The sequence below is a fragment of the Pseudomonas laurentiana genome (assembly GCF_014648275.1).
GTDB lineage: Bacteria > Pseudomonadota > Gammaproteobacteria > Pseudomonadales > Pseudomonadaceae > Aquipseudomonas > Aquipseudomonas laurentiana.
The window spans coordinates 1-16,479 of sequence record NZ_BMQU01000018.1; the positions used below are offsets into that span (position 1 = coordinate 1).

A 16,479-nucleotide genomic window follows, 5' to 3' on the forward strand; every position below is an offset into this window, starting at 1 on the left:
GACGTACGTGTTCAAGCTCTGCCTGACTGGCTTCCTGATTCATGTTGCATCCTTGTCTAATTCCCTGTCCTTTTTGCAGGGGCAATAACCGGGCGCTCGCGTATCGCGAAACACCCCGAGTACAAAGGACTCGAACGCTAGCAGATGCACTTCTGGAGGGATGTAGGACGCTTCCGAAAGTTGTTACAAAGCCGGTGTCGGCAGCGCCGTCTCACATTGCCGGGCGAGAGTCGGAAGGGGAGCAAGCGCCAAGGTTACCGTCTGGGCAATGATTGAATGCGAGGCTCAAGCTGTTGCCGGGGGATGAGCTTGTACCCTGTCCGGTTGTTACCGGTATCCACTGAGGATGGGGTTTGCCGGTCACTGGCGCGGTCATCTTTGCCATAGTCATGGCAGGACGATCCACCCAATACAATGGCAAGGGCAATCATGACGAGCGGTAACGTAGGCTTGAGCATGGACAATCTCCCGCTCGATGAGATCAGAGGGCTGAGTCGCCGGGGCAGAGCATCGCCTGCCCCTTGTTGTCACTGAGCACGCCAGCACCCGCAGGTGCTCATCCCTGCAGAGTAGCGTACCCAGTGCGGTGTATCGGGAGAGGAAGACGAACCGACAAGGCGCTCAAGCGGCCTGTGCAGGATGATGTTTCCTAGAGCGGCTCCACGAGCCATTCGTTGGCCTTCGCGCTCGACGCTTAAAGCCTTTACATGACTATTTTGGGGCTGGCTATAGTGCGAATCGCTGAAAATCAATCATTCAGGCGAGAGCCTCGACAGGGCATTGCAGCTTTTACAGTACAGCGAAACCACATAGTAACCCTGTCGAAGCAGCACGACGCTATGCCATGCTGCCTTTCCCATGTGCAGGTGTGATGCCAATAGGACTACTTCAGGCGAACCTGCTCCGGCAGCATGCGCTTGAGGGTGTTGTCGCGGTTGACGTAGTGGTGGAACAACCCTGCCACGGCATGCAAGCCAATCAACCAGTAACCCGCGGAGCCTGCCAGTTCGTGCCACTCCTTGATTTCACCTGCCAGATCAGGGTTCTTGCCAATCAGGGGGGGCAATTCCAGGCCGAAGAACGGGATGGGTTTACCGGCAGCGCTCAACACCAGCCAGCCGGCCAGCGGTGCGCCGATCATCAATGCATACAGGGCCAGGTGCATGAGATGGGAGAGTGCCGTCTGCCATTGCGGCGGTCTCGGGGTGATTTTCGGTGTTGGGGCAATCAGGCGGCTGAGCAGGCGTATCCAGACCAGTGCAAAGATGCCAAGGCCCAGCATGAAGTGCCATTGTTTGAGCAACTCACGAGGCTCGCTGCCCTTGGGAAAGTTGCCTTTGAGTTCTATACAGGCGTATACGCCAACCATTAGCACCAGCATCAGCCAGTGCAGGGCAATGGTGAGGCGACCATAACGCTGTTCATTGTTGTTCCGCGTCATAACGATTCCCTAGTCTTGCGCGATTGTGGATGGATTCGCCGCAGACGGTAATCGGATGAGCTTAAGCATAGCTTAAGGCCAGGGGTGATCGGGTGGCGGCGGGAGGCCTCAACCCTAGCGCGGCATGTAGCGCAGTTGCCAGCGCCGAGGAATTTTCAACGAGATCAAGCCGAGGCTGAGTGTCAGTAACGCGCTGAACAGCATGGCGCCCAGGCCAAAGGTCGTTTCCAGCAGAGCGCCGATGACTGCGCCGACGAACATGCCGGTCCAGGGTACCAACTGCACGCGCCAACCGTGTCGACGCTCACCGAGCACCCGGCGGCCCAGGCCTCGGCCGAATCGCGACAGAGCGCCAGTGACATAGGTCAGCCCGATGGGGAGACCGTTCACTTCCTCGACGACGGTGTTCACCAGGCCCATGGCAACCACCGCGATGACCAGCCCCAGCAGTTGCAGGGACGCTGGCAAGAGGGCCGTCAGGCAGAGCAGGGCGGCAATCGTCAGCAGCAGTGGCCAGGGCCGACGACCGCTAAGGCGGGCGGCGATGACACCCAAGGCATTACCCAGCACGAAGGCCACGATCAGCAGCACGATACGCAGTGCCGGGCCAAACTGCTGTTCGCCCAGTGAAACGGCGAGGCGGGTCGTGTTGCCACTCATGAAGGAGACAAAGTCACCGGTGGCCATGAACCCGATGGCGTCTGTCATCCCGGCGAGTACCGACAGGCAGGCGACGAAATAGAGGCCCACACGGCCGCGCAACTTCGCTGCATGAACCGTTCGGGCTGATTTAAAGGTTGAACCTGGCAGCATTGTTCCCCCGAGTGAGCCTTGCGGATGAGTTGTGCCACGCAGATTACAAGGCACGTTTGCTAGATTGCGTGGCCATTTACACCTCTAGAGGGATCTAAGATGTTGATGCTCAAGCATGATGACCATGCCGATGTGCTGGAGCCTGGCACTGTTCATCGCACCGCTCGGGCTGGCCTACCTGTATTTCTACCACAGCCGCGCAGCCCAGGCGTAAGACCTTGGTCTATTGATTCGGCTCACCGAGCCGGTACGTCCCCCGTGCATGCCGCCCGTGGAACTTAAGCGGTAAATAATGATCGATTGGCTGGCTGATCATCTGCACGCGGGGAACACATGTTCAAAAAAATAGCGGCTTCCCTACTGGTGGCCGGGTCCATCCTGCTGGCGGGCTGTGGCAAAAGCATCGAGTTTCGCAATACCGAAATCGTCAATGGCGCCGTCTACGAAAAGGGTGCCAACCAGCCTTTGACCGGTGAAGTCACCAACTTTCCTGAGCGTTTGCTGGCCTTTCAGGTCGGGCACAATGACCTGTTCGATACGTTGAACCGGCTGTTGAGCCTGATCGGGAATACAACCGATGGCGTGCTCGGGCAAAACCTGCTGTGCACCATTACGGTCGACAAAGGCCGGCTTGATGGCCCGGTGACCTGTTTCACGCCGCGGTCCACGGTTGTGCGTTATCAGGCCCGGTATGCTGGCGGTACCTTCGAGGGCGAGACCACGGTTTTCAGCCAGGACGGTAAACGCACCCTTGCCATAGGTCATCTGAAGGGCGGCTTGCTCGACGGTGAATTGGAAGTGCTCCACCCGGAGACCGGCAAACCGCTGTACCGCGCGGACTACAAGGCCAACCAGACCGAAGGCACGATTGAGAGTTTCAGTGCCAAGACCGGCAAGCGGGTGCTGTCTGCAGGTTCGGTGGCGGGCAAGTATGACGGTCAGATGCAGCGTTACAGCGAGCAGGGCGAACTGATTTATCGCGGCACTTATGCCAGCGGGGTAAAGGTCGGCCTGCATGAAGAGTTCTACCCCGACAGCGGCAAGCCATCGGTTTCGGCCGAATGGGCCAACGGTCAGCTCAATGGCGTGGTCAAGCAGTGGAATGCCCAAGGCACGCTGGTGGAAGAGGCCACTTACAAGGACGGCGTCAAAGTCGTCGCTCGGCCAGAGCCTCGCACCGCCGGCAGTGATGATTGCGTCAGCAAGATGGCGGCTGAGTACCGTAAGGAAGCGGGTAAGGCGGCGGTGGTACGGGCTGGCATGCTGGATGAGTGGGCTGCCATGTGCCGTCAGCTGTGAGACCTGAAAATACCCCCTTCGGCGCTGACGTCGAAGGGCGCATTGCTCAGGCAGGCAGCGCCTAGCCAGGAAACAGGAAGGGATTCAGCGCACTGCGCCCGAACCCTTCACGCTCCAGTTCCGCATCCAGCCCCAGTGATGCCAGGTCATCGGCCACCAGCTCCAGGTCGCGGTCACGTTCTGGATAGAACACCTTGAGGTAGCTTTGGCAGTCGTCACAGCTCTCGGCCTTGATCGGTGCTTCCTTGTTCTCCAGCGACCAGTAGTCGAGTGCGCCGGTGGCTTCGCAGTTGCTGCATTTCAGGCGCACCATGTGCCAACGACTTTCGCACAGGCCGCATTGCAGGTAGCGCAGCCCGGCCTGGGCGCCGGTCATGATCACACTGGCGACTGGCGCGCTGGCGCACACCGGGCAATGCTGGCGTGCCTCACCCGGCAGGGCCTTGGCCGAGGCGGGCAGGTGCGCCGCCAACTGGGTGAAGTACAGCGACAACGCAGCCCAAAGGAATACAGCCTGGCCACTGTCGACCGCCGCGTAGTCCCCAGCGAGCAGGGCGCTGGCCTGCTGCTCCCGTTGCCCGGGCGTTTGCGTGCGCAAGGTCTCCAGGGCCGTCCTTACGGCCGGTGTGGCCTCGGCAGTCAGCAGATCGATCAGTTGCTCAAGCAGTGCTTGCCAATAAGGGTCGCGCGGGTAGTCATGGTACGCCAGCGGTGGTTGCGCGCGGCCCAAGCGTCCGGCCAGGTCGTTGATGCAGGCCGCCGGTAACGGTTGCTCGTCGAGTACACGTTGTTGGGCGGCAGCAACGTTGGCGGCGAAGCTCAGGTAATCGGCCATCGCATGCCCTTCAGCCAACTGACGCAGGCGCGCGGCGCGTTGAGCGTAGCGTTGCTTGAGGTGTGGCAGCAGTACGGCGGGGATCTCGGTGATGCCCGGCGAGCGCGGCTCGACCGGGGTCAGTTGAATGCTGCTCATTGCTTGCGACCGCTCCCTGGTTGCTTGTTGCTGATCTGTCGGTACCAGCGATCATGGTGGGTCTTGGCCCAGCGACGCGAGACATAACCGGTGACCATGCCACGGATCGAGCCTTTTACCCAGAACGCCAGGTAGGCGTGGCCGATGATCAGCAGGATCAGGCTGATGCCGGCCAGGGCATGGACGAACAGGCCGATGCGAATCATCGGGATCGAGAACAGCGGCGCGAAGTACGGTCGCCAGATCACCACGCCACTGATCAACAGCAGGGTAATCAGGGCCATGATGCCCCAGAACAGCACTTTCTGGCCGGCATTGTATTTACCGATCTGCAGCGCCGGCTCATGTTTCCCGGCCAGTACCTGCTTGATGTTCTTGAACCAGGTCAGGTCCTCGCGCTCCGGCAGGTTGTATTTGACGAAGCGGATGAACAGGAACATCAGCAACAAGAACACCACTACCCCGAAGAAAGGGTGCAGGATGCGCGCCAGTTGCGGTGTGCCAAACACCGCGTTCAGGCCGTTGAGCGACGGGAAGAACCACGACAGCCCCGACAGCGCTACGGCAAAGAAGCAGATGACCATGAACCAGTGGCTGGCACGCTCGATGAAACGGGTGCGCAGGATCAGTTTGTCCTTGTTCATGCGTGGGTGTCCTCTTCGTGCGTTTCGTCCTGTTCGTCCACCTCGTTCGGCCCGACGCCAACGTAGTGGAAGAGGGTGCCGGCCAGCGTGGCGAAGAACGCCACTGCGGCAGCAGGCTTGAGCCAGCCTTTCCAGCCATGAATGGCGCTGCTGATACGCGGGTCGGTCGGCAGCTTGTGGTACAGGTGCGGTTTGTCGGCATGTTGCAGCACATACATCACGTGGGTGCCGCCGACGCCTTGCGGGTCATAGAGACCGGCCCCGGCGAAGCCGCGCCCCTGCAACTCGACCACCCGTTCGCTGGCCAGGTGCTGCATGTCCTGCTTGCTGCCGAAGTTGATCGCACCGGTGGGGCAGGTCTTCACGCAGGCCGGCTCCTGGCCGACCGAGACGCGGTCGACGCACAGTGTGCACTTGTAGGCCTTGTTGTCCTTCTGGCTGATGCGCGGCACATCGAACGGGCAGCCGGCGATGCAATAGCCGCAACCGATGCAGTGTTCGGACTGGAAGTCGACGATGCCATTGGCGTACTGGATGATTGCCCCCGGCTGTGGGCAGGCCTTCAGGCAGCCCGGGTCGGCGCAGTGCATGCAACCGTCCTTGCGGATCAGCCACTCCAGCTTGCCGCTCTCGTCTTCGACTTCGTCGAAACGCATCAGCGTCCAGGTCTCAGCCGAGAGGTCGGCCGGGTTGTCGTAGACGCCGACGTTGTGGCCGACCTCGTCACGCAGGTCGTTCCACTCGTTGCAGGCGACCTGGCAGGCCTTGCAGCCGATGCAGATACTGACATCGATCAGCTTGGCCACTTCGGCCTGGTGATCGCGGGTATGTGGCGCCGGGGTCAGGGCGTTGGTGGCGGAGCGCCTGACGATGTCTTGGGATTGCATGGACATGGGTTCGCTCCGTTACACCTTTTCAATATTCACGAGAAACGCCTTGTACTCCGGCGTATGGGTATTCGACTCGCCGACACCCGGGGTCAGGGTGTTGGCCAGGAACCCCTTGCGTGTGCTGCCTTCGTAGCCCCAGTGGCAGGGGATGCCGATGGTGTCGACGTCCTGGCCGTCAATGGTCAGGCGGCGGATACGCTTGGTCACCACGGCCTTGGCCTTGATGTAACCGCGCTTGGTGCTGACCTTGACCGTATCGCCCTGAACGATGCCTTTGTCATTGGCCAGTCTTTCGCCGATTTCGATGAACTGCTCTGGTTGGACGATGGCATTCAGCCGTGAGTGTTTGGTCCAGTGACGGAACAGCTCGGTGATCGAGTAGGTGGTCGCCACGTAGGGGAACTCTTCACGGGTGCCCATGCGCTGGCGGTCGCTTTCGTACAGCCGTGCCGTTGGGCTGTAGGTGACGTTGGGGTGCAGCGGGTTTTTCGCCAGCGGGCTTTCGGTCGGCTCGTAGTGTTCCGGGAACGGTCCGTCGTTCATGGCACCGACCGAAAAGAGTCGGCCAAGGCCTTCGGGCAGCATGATGAACGGGTTGGTGTTGCTGCCCGGTGCGGCGGTAACGGCAAAGTCCGGCACGTCGACACCGCTCCAGCGTGTGCCGTCCCAACCGATCAGTTTGCGCTTGGCATCCCAAGGGTTGCCCTGCGGGTCAGCCGAGGCACGGTTATAGAGGATGCGGCGGTTCTGCGGCCACGCCCAGGCCCAGCCGGGCGTGCAACCGAGGCCACTGTCGGCATTGTCCCGTCGGGCCATCTGGTTGCCTTGCTCGGTCCAGGAGCCGGCAAAGATCCAGTTGAAGCAACTGGTGCTGCCGTCGTCGCGCAACTGCGAGAAGTCGTTGAGTAACTGGCCCTTGCGCAGGATCAGGTTGCCTTGGTCATCGTGCAGGTCAGCAAGGGCGCGACCGTTGGACTCCTTTGCCACCTCTTCGGGTTTCGGGTCCAACGGGTCGGCATAGTCCCAGGCCATGTTGAGAATCGGTGCCGGGTTGGCGCCGCCTTCCTTCTCGTACAGCTCGCGGATCTTGAGGAACAAGTGACCGAGAATCTTGCCGTCGTGCCAGGCTTCTCCGGGCGGTGCGGCACCGGCCCAGTGCCATTGCAACCAGCGTCCGGAGTTGACGATAGAGCCGTCTTCTTCGGCGAAGCAGGACGAGGGCAGGCGGAACACCTCGGTCTGGATCGAGGCGGTATCGACGTCATGCTGTTCGCCGTGGTTCTGCCAGAAACTTGAGGTTTCGGTGGCCAGCGGGTCGATGATTACCAGGAACTTCAGCTTGGCCAGGGCGGCCTGGGCCTTGTTCTTGTCCGGGAACGCCGCGACCGGGTTGAAGCCTTGGGCGATGTAGCCGTTGACCTTGCCTTCATACATGCGGTTGCTGAAGTTGAGCACGTCATAGCTGTCGTCCCACTTCGGCAACCAGTCAAAGCCCCAGCTGTTTTCCCGGGTCGCCTTGTCGCCCCAGAGGCTTTTCATCAGGCTGACGAAGAACTTCGGCGTGTGCTTGTAGTAGTTGACCTGATCAGGCAGCAGCGCCGTCGGGGTGATCTGCTTGAGGTAGGTGTCAAGGTCGGTTTGTGCGTCGGACGGCAGGTTCATGTAGCCGGGCAGGCGCAGCGAGAGCAGACCCAGGTCGGTGTAGCCCTGAATGTTGGAGTGGCCGCGCAAGGCGTTGACCCCACCACCGGCCATGCCAATGTTGCCCAGCAGCAACTGGATCATGCCCGAACCACGGATCATCTGCGCGCCGTTGGTGTGGTGAGTCCAGCCCAGGGCGTAGAGGAAGGTAGCGGTCTTGTCCGGGGCGCTGGTCTCGCCGAGGATCGCGCAAATCTTCAGGAAATCATCCTTCGGTGTGCCGCAAACCGTGGTGACCATCTCCGGGGTATAGCGGCTGACATGTGCCTTGAGCAGGTTCCATACGCACCGTGGGTGGCTCAGGGTCAGGTCGCGCTTGGCATAGCCCTGTGCGTCCAGTTCGTACGTCCAGGAACTGCGGTCGTAAGCCCGTTTCTGGGCGTCGTAGCCGCTGAACAGGCCATCGTCGAAGTGGTAGTCCTCGCGAACGATCAGGCTGGCGTTGGTGTAGGCGCGTACGTATTCATGCTGGATCTTGTCGTGGCTGATCAGGTAGTTGACCACCCCCATCAGGAAGGTCACGTCAGAGCCGGCGCGGATCGGAGAATAGATGTCGGCCACCGCGGCGCTGCGGTTGAACCGTGGGTCGACCACGATGACCTTGGCGCCATTGCGGATCTTCGCCTCGATGACCCACTTGAAGCCTACCGGGTGTGCTTCGGCAGGGTTGCCCCCCATGATCAGCACCACGTTGGCGTTCTTGATATCGACCCAGTTGTTGGTCATTGCGCCACGGCCAAAGGTCGGCGCCAGGGCCGATACGGTCGGGGCGTGGCAGACCCGCGCCTGGCTGTCGGTGCCGAGGATGCCCAAGGCGCGGGTGAAGCGCTGATCCAGCGAGCCGGTTTCGCTGCTGGCCGCCGAGGAGCAGAGCATGCCGGTACTCAGCCAACGGTTGACCGTGGTGCCCTTGGCATTCTTCTCGATGAAGTTGGCGTCGCGGTCGTCCTTCATCAGGCGGGCGATGCGCTCGATGGCGTGTTCCCAGGTGATACGCTGCCATTTGTCCGAGCCCGGTGCGCGGTACTCGGGGTAGAGCAGGCGTTGTTCGCTGTGGATGTAGTCCACCAGCCCGGCCCCTTTCGGGCACAACGAGCCGCGGCTGACCGGGTGGTCCGGGTCGCCTTCGATGTGGAAAATGCGGGCCTTGGCGTTTTTTGCGCCGTCACCCAGGCTGTACATGAGGACGCCGCAACCCACCGAGCAGTAGGTGCAGTTGTTGCGGGTTTCCTTGGCGCGCAGCAGCTTGTACTGCCGCGACTGGGTCGCTTGTGCTACGCCGGGGGCGAAGCCGAGGGTGGCACAAGTGGCGGTGGCAGCGCCGACGGTACAGAGCTTGAAGAACTGTCTTCTGCCAAGACCCATGGTTATCTCCTTATACAGACGACGTCAGGCATTGCAGGTCAGGGCTGAGCCCGACCGCAACGTGTCGATAGTGGTCTTCGGTTTACAGGCTGGAAATCAGAGGGTGCGCCGGCGCCCATTCTGTGCAGGGCTGAGTGCGCGCTTGCGGCGCAGTCTATTGCCTTACTAAATGTAAGACTAATCGACCTTGTTGATGGCGCCATCGACGCTGTCTATCAGTGGCGAATGTGCAGGGCAGGCAGGAGGTTTTGACTGGCAGCCACTCTCTTCGGCGCCCGGGCAGTGATACAGTCGCGTTTTCTCAAAGAGGATGGACCATGCGGGTAGTCATCGCGGTTGTTGCCGCAGCGTTGTTGGCGGGCTGTGCGTCCTCGACGATGGATGAAGCACGAAGCAAGACACCGGGCAAAACGTTTTCTTCAGCCAAATCGGCGGACGTCGTTGCCCAGTGCATTCAGTTTTCCTGGCAGGACGAAGCGGTGTTCGGTGTCGATGCCAGTGGTTACCTGGAGCCTGGCAAACCGGGCAGCTTTACTGTCTACACCCGGGGTGCGGAGTCGTTTGCGGACATCCAGAGCCAGGGGGCGGCCTCCCGCGTCAACTACTACGCGGTGAAGCCTGACGCGGTTGCCCAGCGTCGCATGGCCGCCTTGGCCACCTGCCTCTGAACGGGCTCAGCGTGTTGCCGCCAACTGGGTTTCCAGGTCGGCAATCCGTGCCTGCAGGCGAGCCTGCTCTTCGCGCTGGGCACTGATGTCTTCGAACACACTGATCAGTTGTTCCGGCTCACCGTTCTGGCGGCGTTGCAGGGCGGTACGCGCCCGTACCCAGACATAATGCCCGTCGTGATGGCGCACGCGCTTTTCCACGACATAGCGGTCGATCTCGCCGGCCAACAGGCGCTCTAGCAGTGCCAGGTTGGTCGCCAGGTCGTCGGGGTGGGTGAGTTGCTGGAAGGTCATGCCATAGAGCGCTTCGGCACGGTAGCCCAACAGCTCGCAGAAACTGCTGTTGACCCGCTTCCAGGTGCCGTCCAGATCAATGTAGGCGAGGGCGCCCCAGGCCAGCTCGAAGATCGCCCGAAAGCGTTCTTCACTGTTGCGCAACGCTTCTTCGGCAACCTTGCGATCCGTGTTGTCCATGCTGATGCCGACCATCCTGATCGAGCGTCCGGCGCTGTCGCGGACCACCGTGGCACGGGACGAGATCCAACGCATCTCGCCGTCGGGTTGGTAGATACGGAAGTCACACTCGCAGCCCGTGCCTTCAGCCACCGCCTGGGCGTACATGGCCTGCATGTTGAGGACATCCTCTTCGGGCAGGTGAACCCAGAAGTCCTCGTTGCGATTGACTTGCCAGCCGTAGACCACTTCGACGTTGGGTGAATAGGTGACTTCGTCGCTGATCAGGTTCCATTCCCAGGTCACGATACGGGCGCCTTCCTGGGCCAGCTTCATGCGGGTTTCGCTTTCCATGATCTCGGCGGTGTAGCGACGACGCAGATCGGTCATCGGCAGTTCGACTACCTGGGTGGTCTGCACATCCTGCAGCGCGTCCTCGCCGTAACGCAGCCAGATCCAGTTGACCTTGAGGAAGGCCGCCAGCTTGCGCAGGTTGTCGTAATCGATTTCACCGCCACGGGTCCATTTGTGTACCGCCGTACGCGAAATGCCCAATGCCGTACCCACCGCCTGCAAGGTGAGTTTGTGGTGCTCAAGCAATTCTTTCAGGCGAAACGCGAAGCTGTTTTCCATCATGCGCAGGGGTGTCCTGGTCAGGTACAGAGCCCGCAGTATACCTAAGCTGTCAACTTGAGGTTGACGGTGTGCGCCAGTGCCAGTCGCGGTGGGGGGCTTGCATCGCCGGCACGCCAGCCCCCTGCATCACAGGATCGGGCTGGCGTGCCGGTGAGGCAGTGTTACAGGTCCAGCACCAGGCGTGCCGATTTGGCCCGCGATACACAGACCATCAGGCTCTGCTGGGCGGCTTTTTCTTCATCGCTCAGGTACTGGTCGAAGTGCTCGGCCTCGCCGTCGATGATCCGCGTTTCGCAGGTACCGCATACGCCTTCGCGGCACAGGCACTCGACGTTGGCGGCCTTGGACTTCTGGATGGCCTGGAGGATGCTCATGCCTTCTTCCACCAGCAGCTCCTGACCGGAACGGGCCAGTACCACGGTGAATGCCGCGCCGGTAACCGGGGTGGCGGCAAATTGTTCCCAATGCACGCGCTGCTCGGCGATCCCGGCCTTGGCGGCAGTGGCGATCACGGCATCGATCAGAGGCTTGGGTCCGCAGACATAGAGGTGGGCGTCTTCCGCCAGGTCGGCGCAGAGTGCGACCAGGTCGAGTTTGCGCGCCAGGCTGTCAATGTAGAACCGGGTGCGCCCGGCATGGGGCCCGGCCGAAAGGTCATCCTGAAAGGCGCCGTGCTCTGGGCTGCGGAAGGCGTAGTGCAGTTCGTAGTCGGTGTCGCCACCTTCCAGTTCATGCAGTTGTGCCAGGAATGGTGTGATGCCGATACCGCCGGCAATCAGCACGTGGCGTCCGGCTGTCGGGTCCAGGGCGAACAGGTTGTTCGGGCTGGAGATGGTCAAGGTGCTGCCGACCTCGACCTGCTGGTGCATGAACGCCGAACCACCCTTGGACTGCTCTTCCAGGCGTACGCCGATCTGGTAGCTGCGGGTGTCGCGCGGGTCGCTCATCAGCGAGTAGGCATTGCTGAACTGGCTGCCGTCGGCACCCTGCATTTGTACGATGATGTGGCTACCACCGGTGAAGGCCGGCATCGCTGCGCCATCGTCGCGCGCCAGGGTGAAGCGCTTGATCAGTGGTGTTGCTTGTTCTACCGCGGTTACCCGCACGTTGAACATTTCATATGTGTTGGCCATGGTTCACCTCGACTGCAGCAACGCGCGGCAGGCCCTGCCGCACGCTGTAACTCAATGCCCGGTTAAACGGCCAGGCACAGGTACTTGATTTCCAGATAATCCTCGATGCCGTACTTCGAGCCTTCGCGGCCCAGGCCGGATTGCTTGACCCCGCCAAAGGGGGCGACTTCGTTGGAGATCAGCCCGGTATTGACCCCGACCATGCCGTACTCCAGGCGTTCGGCCACCTTGAAGACCCGCGCCAGGTCGCGGCTGTAGAAGTACGCCGCCAGGCCATACAGGGTGTCATTGGCCAGGGTGATGACTTCGTCATCACTGGAAAAACGCACCAGTGCTGCCACCGGGCCGAAGATTTCCTCGTCCAGCAGCTCCATGCCCGGGCCGATGTTGGCCAGCACGGTCGGCTCGAAGAAGTTTCCGCCCAGGGCATGGGCCTTGCCACCAAGCACTACCTCGGCGCCTTTGCTCACCGCGTCGTCGATCAGGCTCTGGACCTTGGCCACCGCCTTGTCGCTGATCAGCGGGCCGACCTGCGTGCCTTCGCTTTGGCCATGGCCGACGCCCAGGGCGCGCACGCGCTCGACGAAGCGTTCGGTGAATTGCGCATACACACGGTCATGCACATAGAAGCGGTTCACGCAGACGCAGGTTTGCCCGGCGTTGCGGTACTTGGCGATCAGGGCACCTTCCACGGCGGCATCGATGTCGGCATCTTCAAACACAATGAACGGCGCGTTGCCGCCCAGTTCGAGTGACACCTTCTTGATGGTTTCGGCGCATTGGCCCATCAGCAGGCGACCAACCGGGGTCGAACCGGTGAAGCTGAGCTTGCGCACGGACGGGTGACCGGTCAGTTGCGCGCCGATGGCTGGCGCATCACCGGTGACCACGCTGAACACACCCGCCGGTACGCCCGCACGCTCGGCCAGTTCGGCCAGGGCCAAAGCCGAGAAGGGGGTTTCGTTGGCCGGCTTGACCACGATGGTGCAGCCTGCAGCCAGTGCCGGGGCGACTTTGCGCGTGATCATCGCCGCCGGGAAGTTCCACGGGGTGATGGCGGCACAGACACCGATGCCTTGCTTGATCACCAGCAGACGCTTGTCGCTGGCCGGGCTTGGAATGACGTCGCCATAGACGCGTTTGCCTTCCTCGGCGAACCACTCGACAAACGAGGCCGCGTAGCGAATTTCACCCAGGGCTTCGTGCAGCGGCTTGCCTTGTTCCAGAGTCATCAACCGGGCCAGGTCTTGCTCATGCTCGAGCAATAGCTCGAACCAGCGGCGCAGCACCTGTGCGCGGTCCTTGGCGGTGCGTCCGCGCCAGCCGTCCAGTGCGGCTTCAGCGGCTTCGATGGCCCGCACCGCTTCGGCGCCGCCCATCAGCGGTACATGGCCGAGCACGTTGCCATTGGCCGGATCAGTCACGGCCAGGTGGCGACCGTCATCGGCCTCGCACCAGGCGCCAGCGATATAGGCTTGCTGGCGGAACAGTTTGGAATCGTTAAGTTTCACGCAAGGCACTCCGTATACCGCCGCCGACCCGTAGGCCGGCGGCTGGCAGGGTCAGTCGTTGATATGGGCGACGGCGATCAGGTTGTGGAAGTGGGCAATGCCGTGCTCGCTCATGCCGCTGCGCTGACGGTCGGCCATGATCCGGCCCTGGCCACGGTAGCCACGGGACTTCAGGCCCTTCTGCACGCTTTCCACCAGACGCAGGTCTTCAGGGCGGAACACTTCGCGGTACCAGTCGATCAGCTTCTGCTGCTCTTCGGTGATGTCCTTGTTCAGGAAGTAGATGTCGTAATGCTGCAGCGTGGTCTCGGCATCGACCGGGAACTCATAGATCACGGTCATGAAGTTCGCGCCTGGCGGTACGTTGAACATGGTGCATGGCCAGGTCCAGAAACCGGCGAAGGATGGGTCTTTCACCGACTCATCGAACGTGAAGGACTGCTCCGAGGGTTTGGCCAGGCCGTACTGCAAGGTCCAGTTACCAAAGGTGGTATGGGTGTACTGGCCCACGTCTACCGAATCGGCGAAGCCTGGGTGGGCCGGCGCGCAGTGGTAGCACTCCAGGTAGTTGTCGACGATCGACTTCCAGTTGGCCGGGGTGTCGCTGACGAAGCGGGCGGCCAGGTGCAAGTCATCGATCACTGCACAGGCTTGACGCATGCGCGCTTCCAGGCCCGGCAGCTGTTCTTCAACGGTGCCGGCCTCCATGTCCATGTTGATGAAGATGAAGCCGGCGTATTCCTCGACGCGCAACTGCACCAGGGTGGAGTTTTCCTTGTCGAAGTTCACCACGTTTTCGCAGTTACGGGCATGGGCCAGCTCGCCATCGAGCTTGAAGGTCCAGGCGTGGTAAGGGCAGGTGATGACGTTCTTGGCCTTGCCGCTGCCACTGAGCAGCTGATGACCACGGTGTGGGCAGACGTTGTAGAAGGCGCGCAGCACGCTGTCACGACCACGAACAACGATGATGCTTTCGCCGATCACTTCACGGGTGATGTAAGCGTTGTTCTCGGCGACTTCACTGCGGTGGCCTACACAGATCCAGCTATGGGCGAAGATCGCTTCTTTCTCATGTTCAAACACCGATTGCTGGGTGTAGAAATTCGCCGGAATGGTAAAGGCTTCATCGGCGTTGCTGCAGAAGTCGGCGGGCAGACGTTTGAAATCATTCATGGTGTTTTCCTCTTACAGGCACGGACGCGTCAGCGGCGTACTTTTTACTTATTGGTTAACGAGTATCTGTTGGTTAACAGCCTGGGCAAAAAAATAGCCTGCCGCCTCGATCCCTGAGGGCGAGCAGACAGTTGCCGTGGTTATGGCGTTGCGACTGCCGCAGGCGCTGGGGCTTTTTCTTCAGGTGATTCGCCTGCCAGTCGTGCTGCTTCTTCTTCGATGCGGTACGCCGGCACGTGGCTGTAGTCCTGAAGCATCCATTTGAAGAAGCCGTAGATCTTCACCAGCAGGATCAGCATGAAAGGGATCGCAGTGAGCACGACGGCGGTTTTCATGGTCGACAGCGAGGCCTTGGCGAACAGCATGGCCAGTGGCACCAGGGTCAACACCAGGCACCAGAACAGACGGTGAGTTGGCGTTGGGTCTTCACCTTCGCGCAGGTTCGGGGTACTGGTGGCCGCGACGGCATAGGCGGCGGCGTCCATGTGCGAGGCGCAGAACACGGCCATGATGAACAGGTACACGGCGAGGAATACCTTGCCCAGCGGCAGGGCGGTCAGCAGCGCACTCACCGCGCTTTCACCACCTTGTTCCGTGAGGATCTTCGGTACGTCAATGGCGCCTGTGATGAACTGGTGCATGCTGTAGCTTTCCAGTGCGCCGAAGAAGAACCAGCACCCGAAGCTGCCACCCAGCAGCAGGGCGAAGACCACTTCCTTGATCTGCCGACCACGGGAAACGCGGGTCACGAACATGGCCACGCCCGGAGCGTAGGACACCCACCACAACCAGTAGAACACCGTCCAGTTGCGGGTGAAGGCACCGTCACCGGCAGGGTCGGTGAACAGGCTCATGTGCACGTAGTTCTGAATCATGACGCCGACGGCATTGGCCGTGTTGTTGATGGTGAACTGCGTTGGGCCGACCAGCAGTACCACCCCGGCAAACACCAGCGCACCGATGCAGACCATCTTGCTCAGGCGCTGCAGGCCGCCGTCGATACCGATGTAGGAACTGAGCGAGAACAGCACCGCCACGCCACCGATCACCATCAGTTGCACGGTAAAGGTGTTGGGCGTGCCCGCCAGGTCAGACAGGCCACGGGTCAGGGTCGAGGCGGTCAGGGCCAGGGATACGGTCAGTGCGCCCATCATGGTCAGCAGGAAGATCAGGTCCACGGTGCGGCCGACCGGGCCGGTGGCCTTGAAGCCGGTTACCGCTTCAACGATCGAGGCCAGGTTCAGGCCGCTCTTCTTGCGGACATGGAAGTGGTAGGCCATGGCCAGGGAGGCCAGCGCGTAGATCGACCAGGCGCTGATGCCCCAGTGGAAGAACGAGTAGCTGACGCTGTATTCCAGTGCCTGGCGCGACTGCGGAACGATGTTCAAGCCCGGCGTCTGGTAGTAGTAGGCCCATTCCATGACGCCCCAGTAGAGGGTCGAAGAGCCCATGCCGGCGCAGATGAACATGAACACCCACGTGGTCGTGGAGTATTCCGGTTTACCACTGCCGAAGCGGATGTTGCCGTACTTGCTGAATGCCAGGTACAGCACCGCCAGAGAGCTGATGAACACCAGCAACTGCACGCTGGTACCGAAGGTGCGGGTAGAAAACTCGAACAACTGGTTGGCCGTGGTTTCGGCCTGGGTGGGGAACAAGGCTAACCCGATGACAGTGAGCAGCACGGCTATAAGGCTCACGGTAATCAGAAACACATCAATCTTTTTATTTTTGTGGGACATCATCGTCTCCTGGACGTTGGCGTACGTAGTGCTTGGC

The 16,479-nt window shown here is 61.1% G+C and carries 13 protein-coding genes; 2 read left to right on the forward strand and 11 right to left on the reverse strand.

Annotation, left to right across the window (positions count from 1 at the left end; genetic code table 11):
- Nucleotides 1–883: 883 nt before the first annotated feature.
- Complete coding sequence (locus IE038_RS17940) at nt 884–1,441, reverse strand: cytochrome b (protein ID WP_163939663.1); 558 nt, start codon at nt 1,439–1,441, stop codon at nt 884–886.
- 114 nt (nt 1,442–1,555) lie between these two features.
- Entirely contained in the window at nt 1,556–2,254 is a 699-nt protein-coding gene (locus IE038_RS17945; protein WP_163939664.1) for a YoaK family protein, read from the reverse strand.
- Between the two features lie 333 nt (nt 2,255–2,587).
- Between IE038_RS17945 and IE038_RS17950 the strand changes: the two genes are divergently transcribed.
- Entirely contained in the window at nt 2,588–3,553 is a 966-nt protein-coding gene (locus IE038_RS17950; protein WP_189396038.1) for a toxin-antitoxin system YwqK family antitoxin, read from the forward strand.
- A gap of 61 nt (nt 3,554–3,614) precedes the next feature.
- Here IE038_RS17950 and fdhE read toward each other — a convergent pair whose 3' ends face one another.
- From fdhE to fdnG, 4 genes are read right to left on the reverse strand one after another with little or no spacing between them, the layout of a single operon-like run.
- A complete protein-coding gene (gene fdhE, locus IE038_RS17955; protein WP_189396039.1) occupies nt 3,615–4,526 on the reverse strand; it encodes a formate dehydrogenase accessory protein FdhE in 912 nt (303 codons plus the stop codon).
- Nucleotides 4,523–5,170 (reverse strand): formate dehydrogenase subunit gamma, encoded by a 648-nt coding sequence (locus tag IE038_RS17960; protein ID WP_163936313.1) that lies wholly within the window; start codon nt 5,168–5,170, stop codon nt 4,523–4,525. The genes fdhE and IE038_RS17960 overlap by 4 nt, the downstream gene beginning before the upstream one ends.
- Nucleotides 5,167–6,057, reverse strand: a complete 891-nt coding sequence (gene fdxH, locus IE038_RS17965) for a formate dehydrogenase subunit beta (protein WP_308425295.1) — start codon at nt 6,055–6,057, stop codon at nt 5,167–5,169. The genes IE038_RS17960 and fdxH overlap by 4 nt, the downstream gene beginning before the upstream one ends.
- Before the next feature lie 18 nt (nt 6,058–6,075).
- Complete coding sequence (gene fdnG, locus IE038_RS17970; RefSeq protein WP_189396040.1) at nt 6,076–9,126, reverse strand: formate dehydrogenase-N subunit alpha; 3,051 nt, start codon at nt 9,124–9,126, stop codon at nt 6,076–6,078.
- Between the two features lie 317 nt (nt 9,127–9,443).
- Between fdnG and IE038_RS17975 the strand changes: the two genes are divergently transcribed.
- A complete protein-coding gene (locus tag IE038_RS17975; protein ID WP_163936319.1) occupies nt 9,444–9,794 on the forward strand; it encodes a hypothetical protein in 351 nt (116 codons plus the stop codon).
- 6 nt (nt 9,795–9,800) lie between these two features.
- Here the strand turns inward: IE038_RS17975 and IE038_RS17980 are convergent, their stop codons facing one another.
- From IE038_RS17980 to IE038_RS18000, 5 genes are all read right to left on the reverse strand, one after another.
- Nucleotides 9,801–10,883, reverse strand: a complete 1,083-nt coding sequence (locus IE038_RS17980) for a PAS domain S-box protein (RefSeq protein WP_163936322.1) — start codon at nt 10,881–10,883, stop codon at nt 9,801–9,803.
- 161 nt (nt 10,884–11,044) lie between these two features.
- Nucleotides 11,045–12,016 (reverse strand): PDR/VanB family oxidoreductase, encoded by a 972-nt coding sequence (locus IE038_RS17985; protein WP_163936325.1) that lies wholly within the window; start codon nt 12,014–12,016, stop codon nt 11,045–11,047.
- 62 nt (nt 12,017–12,078) lie between these two features.
- Entirely contained in the window at nt 12,079–13,527 is a 1,449-nt protein-coding gene (locus IE038_RS17990; RefSeq protein ID WP_189396041.1) for an NAD-dependent succinate-semialdehyde dehydrogenase, read from the reverse strand.
- Between the two features lie 51 nt (nt 13,528–13,578).
- Nucleotides 13,579–14,700, reverse strand: a complete 1,122-nt coding sequence (locus IE038_RS17995) for an aromatic ring-hydroxylating oxygenase subunit alpha (RefSeq protein WP_163936328.1) — start codon at nt 14,698–14,700, stop codon at nt 13,579–13,581.
- 140 nt (nt 14,701–14,840) lie between these two features.
- On the reverse strand, nt 14,841–16,442 hold the full coding sequence (locus IE038_RS18000; protein WP_163936332.1) for a BCCT family transporter: 1,602 nt from the start codon (nt 16,440–16,442) through the stop codon (nt 14,841–14,843).
- Nucleotides 16,443–16,479 lie beyond the last annotated feature (37 nt).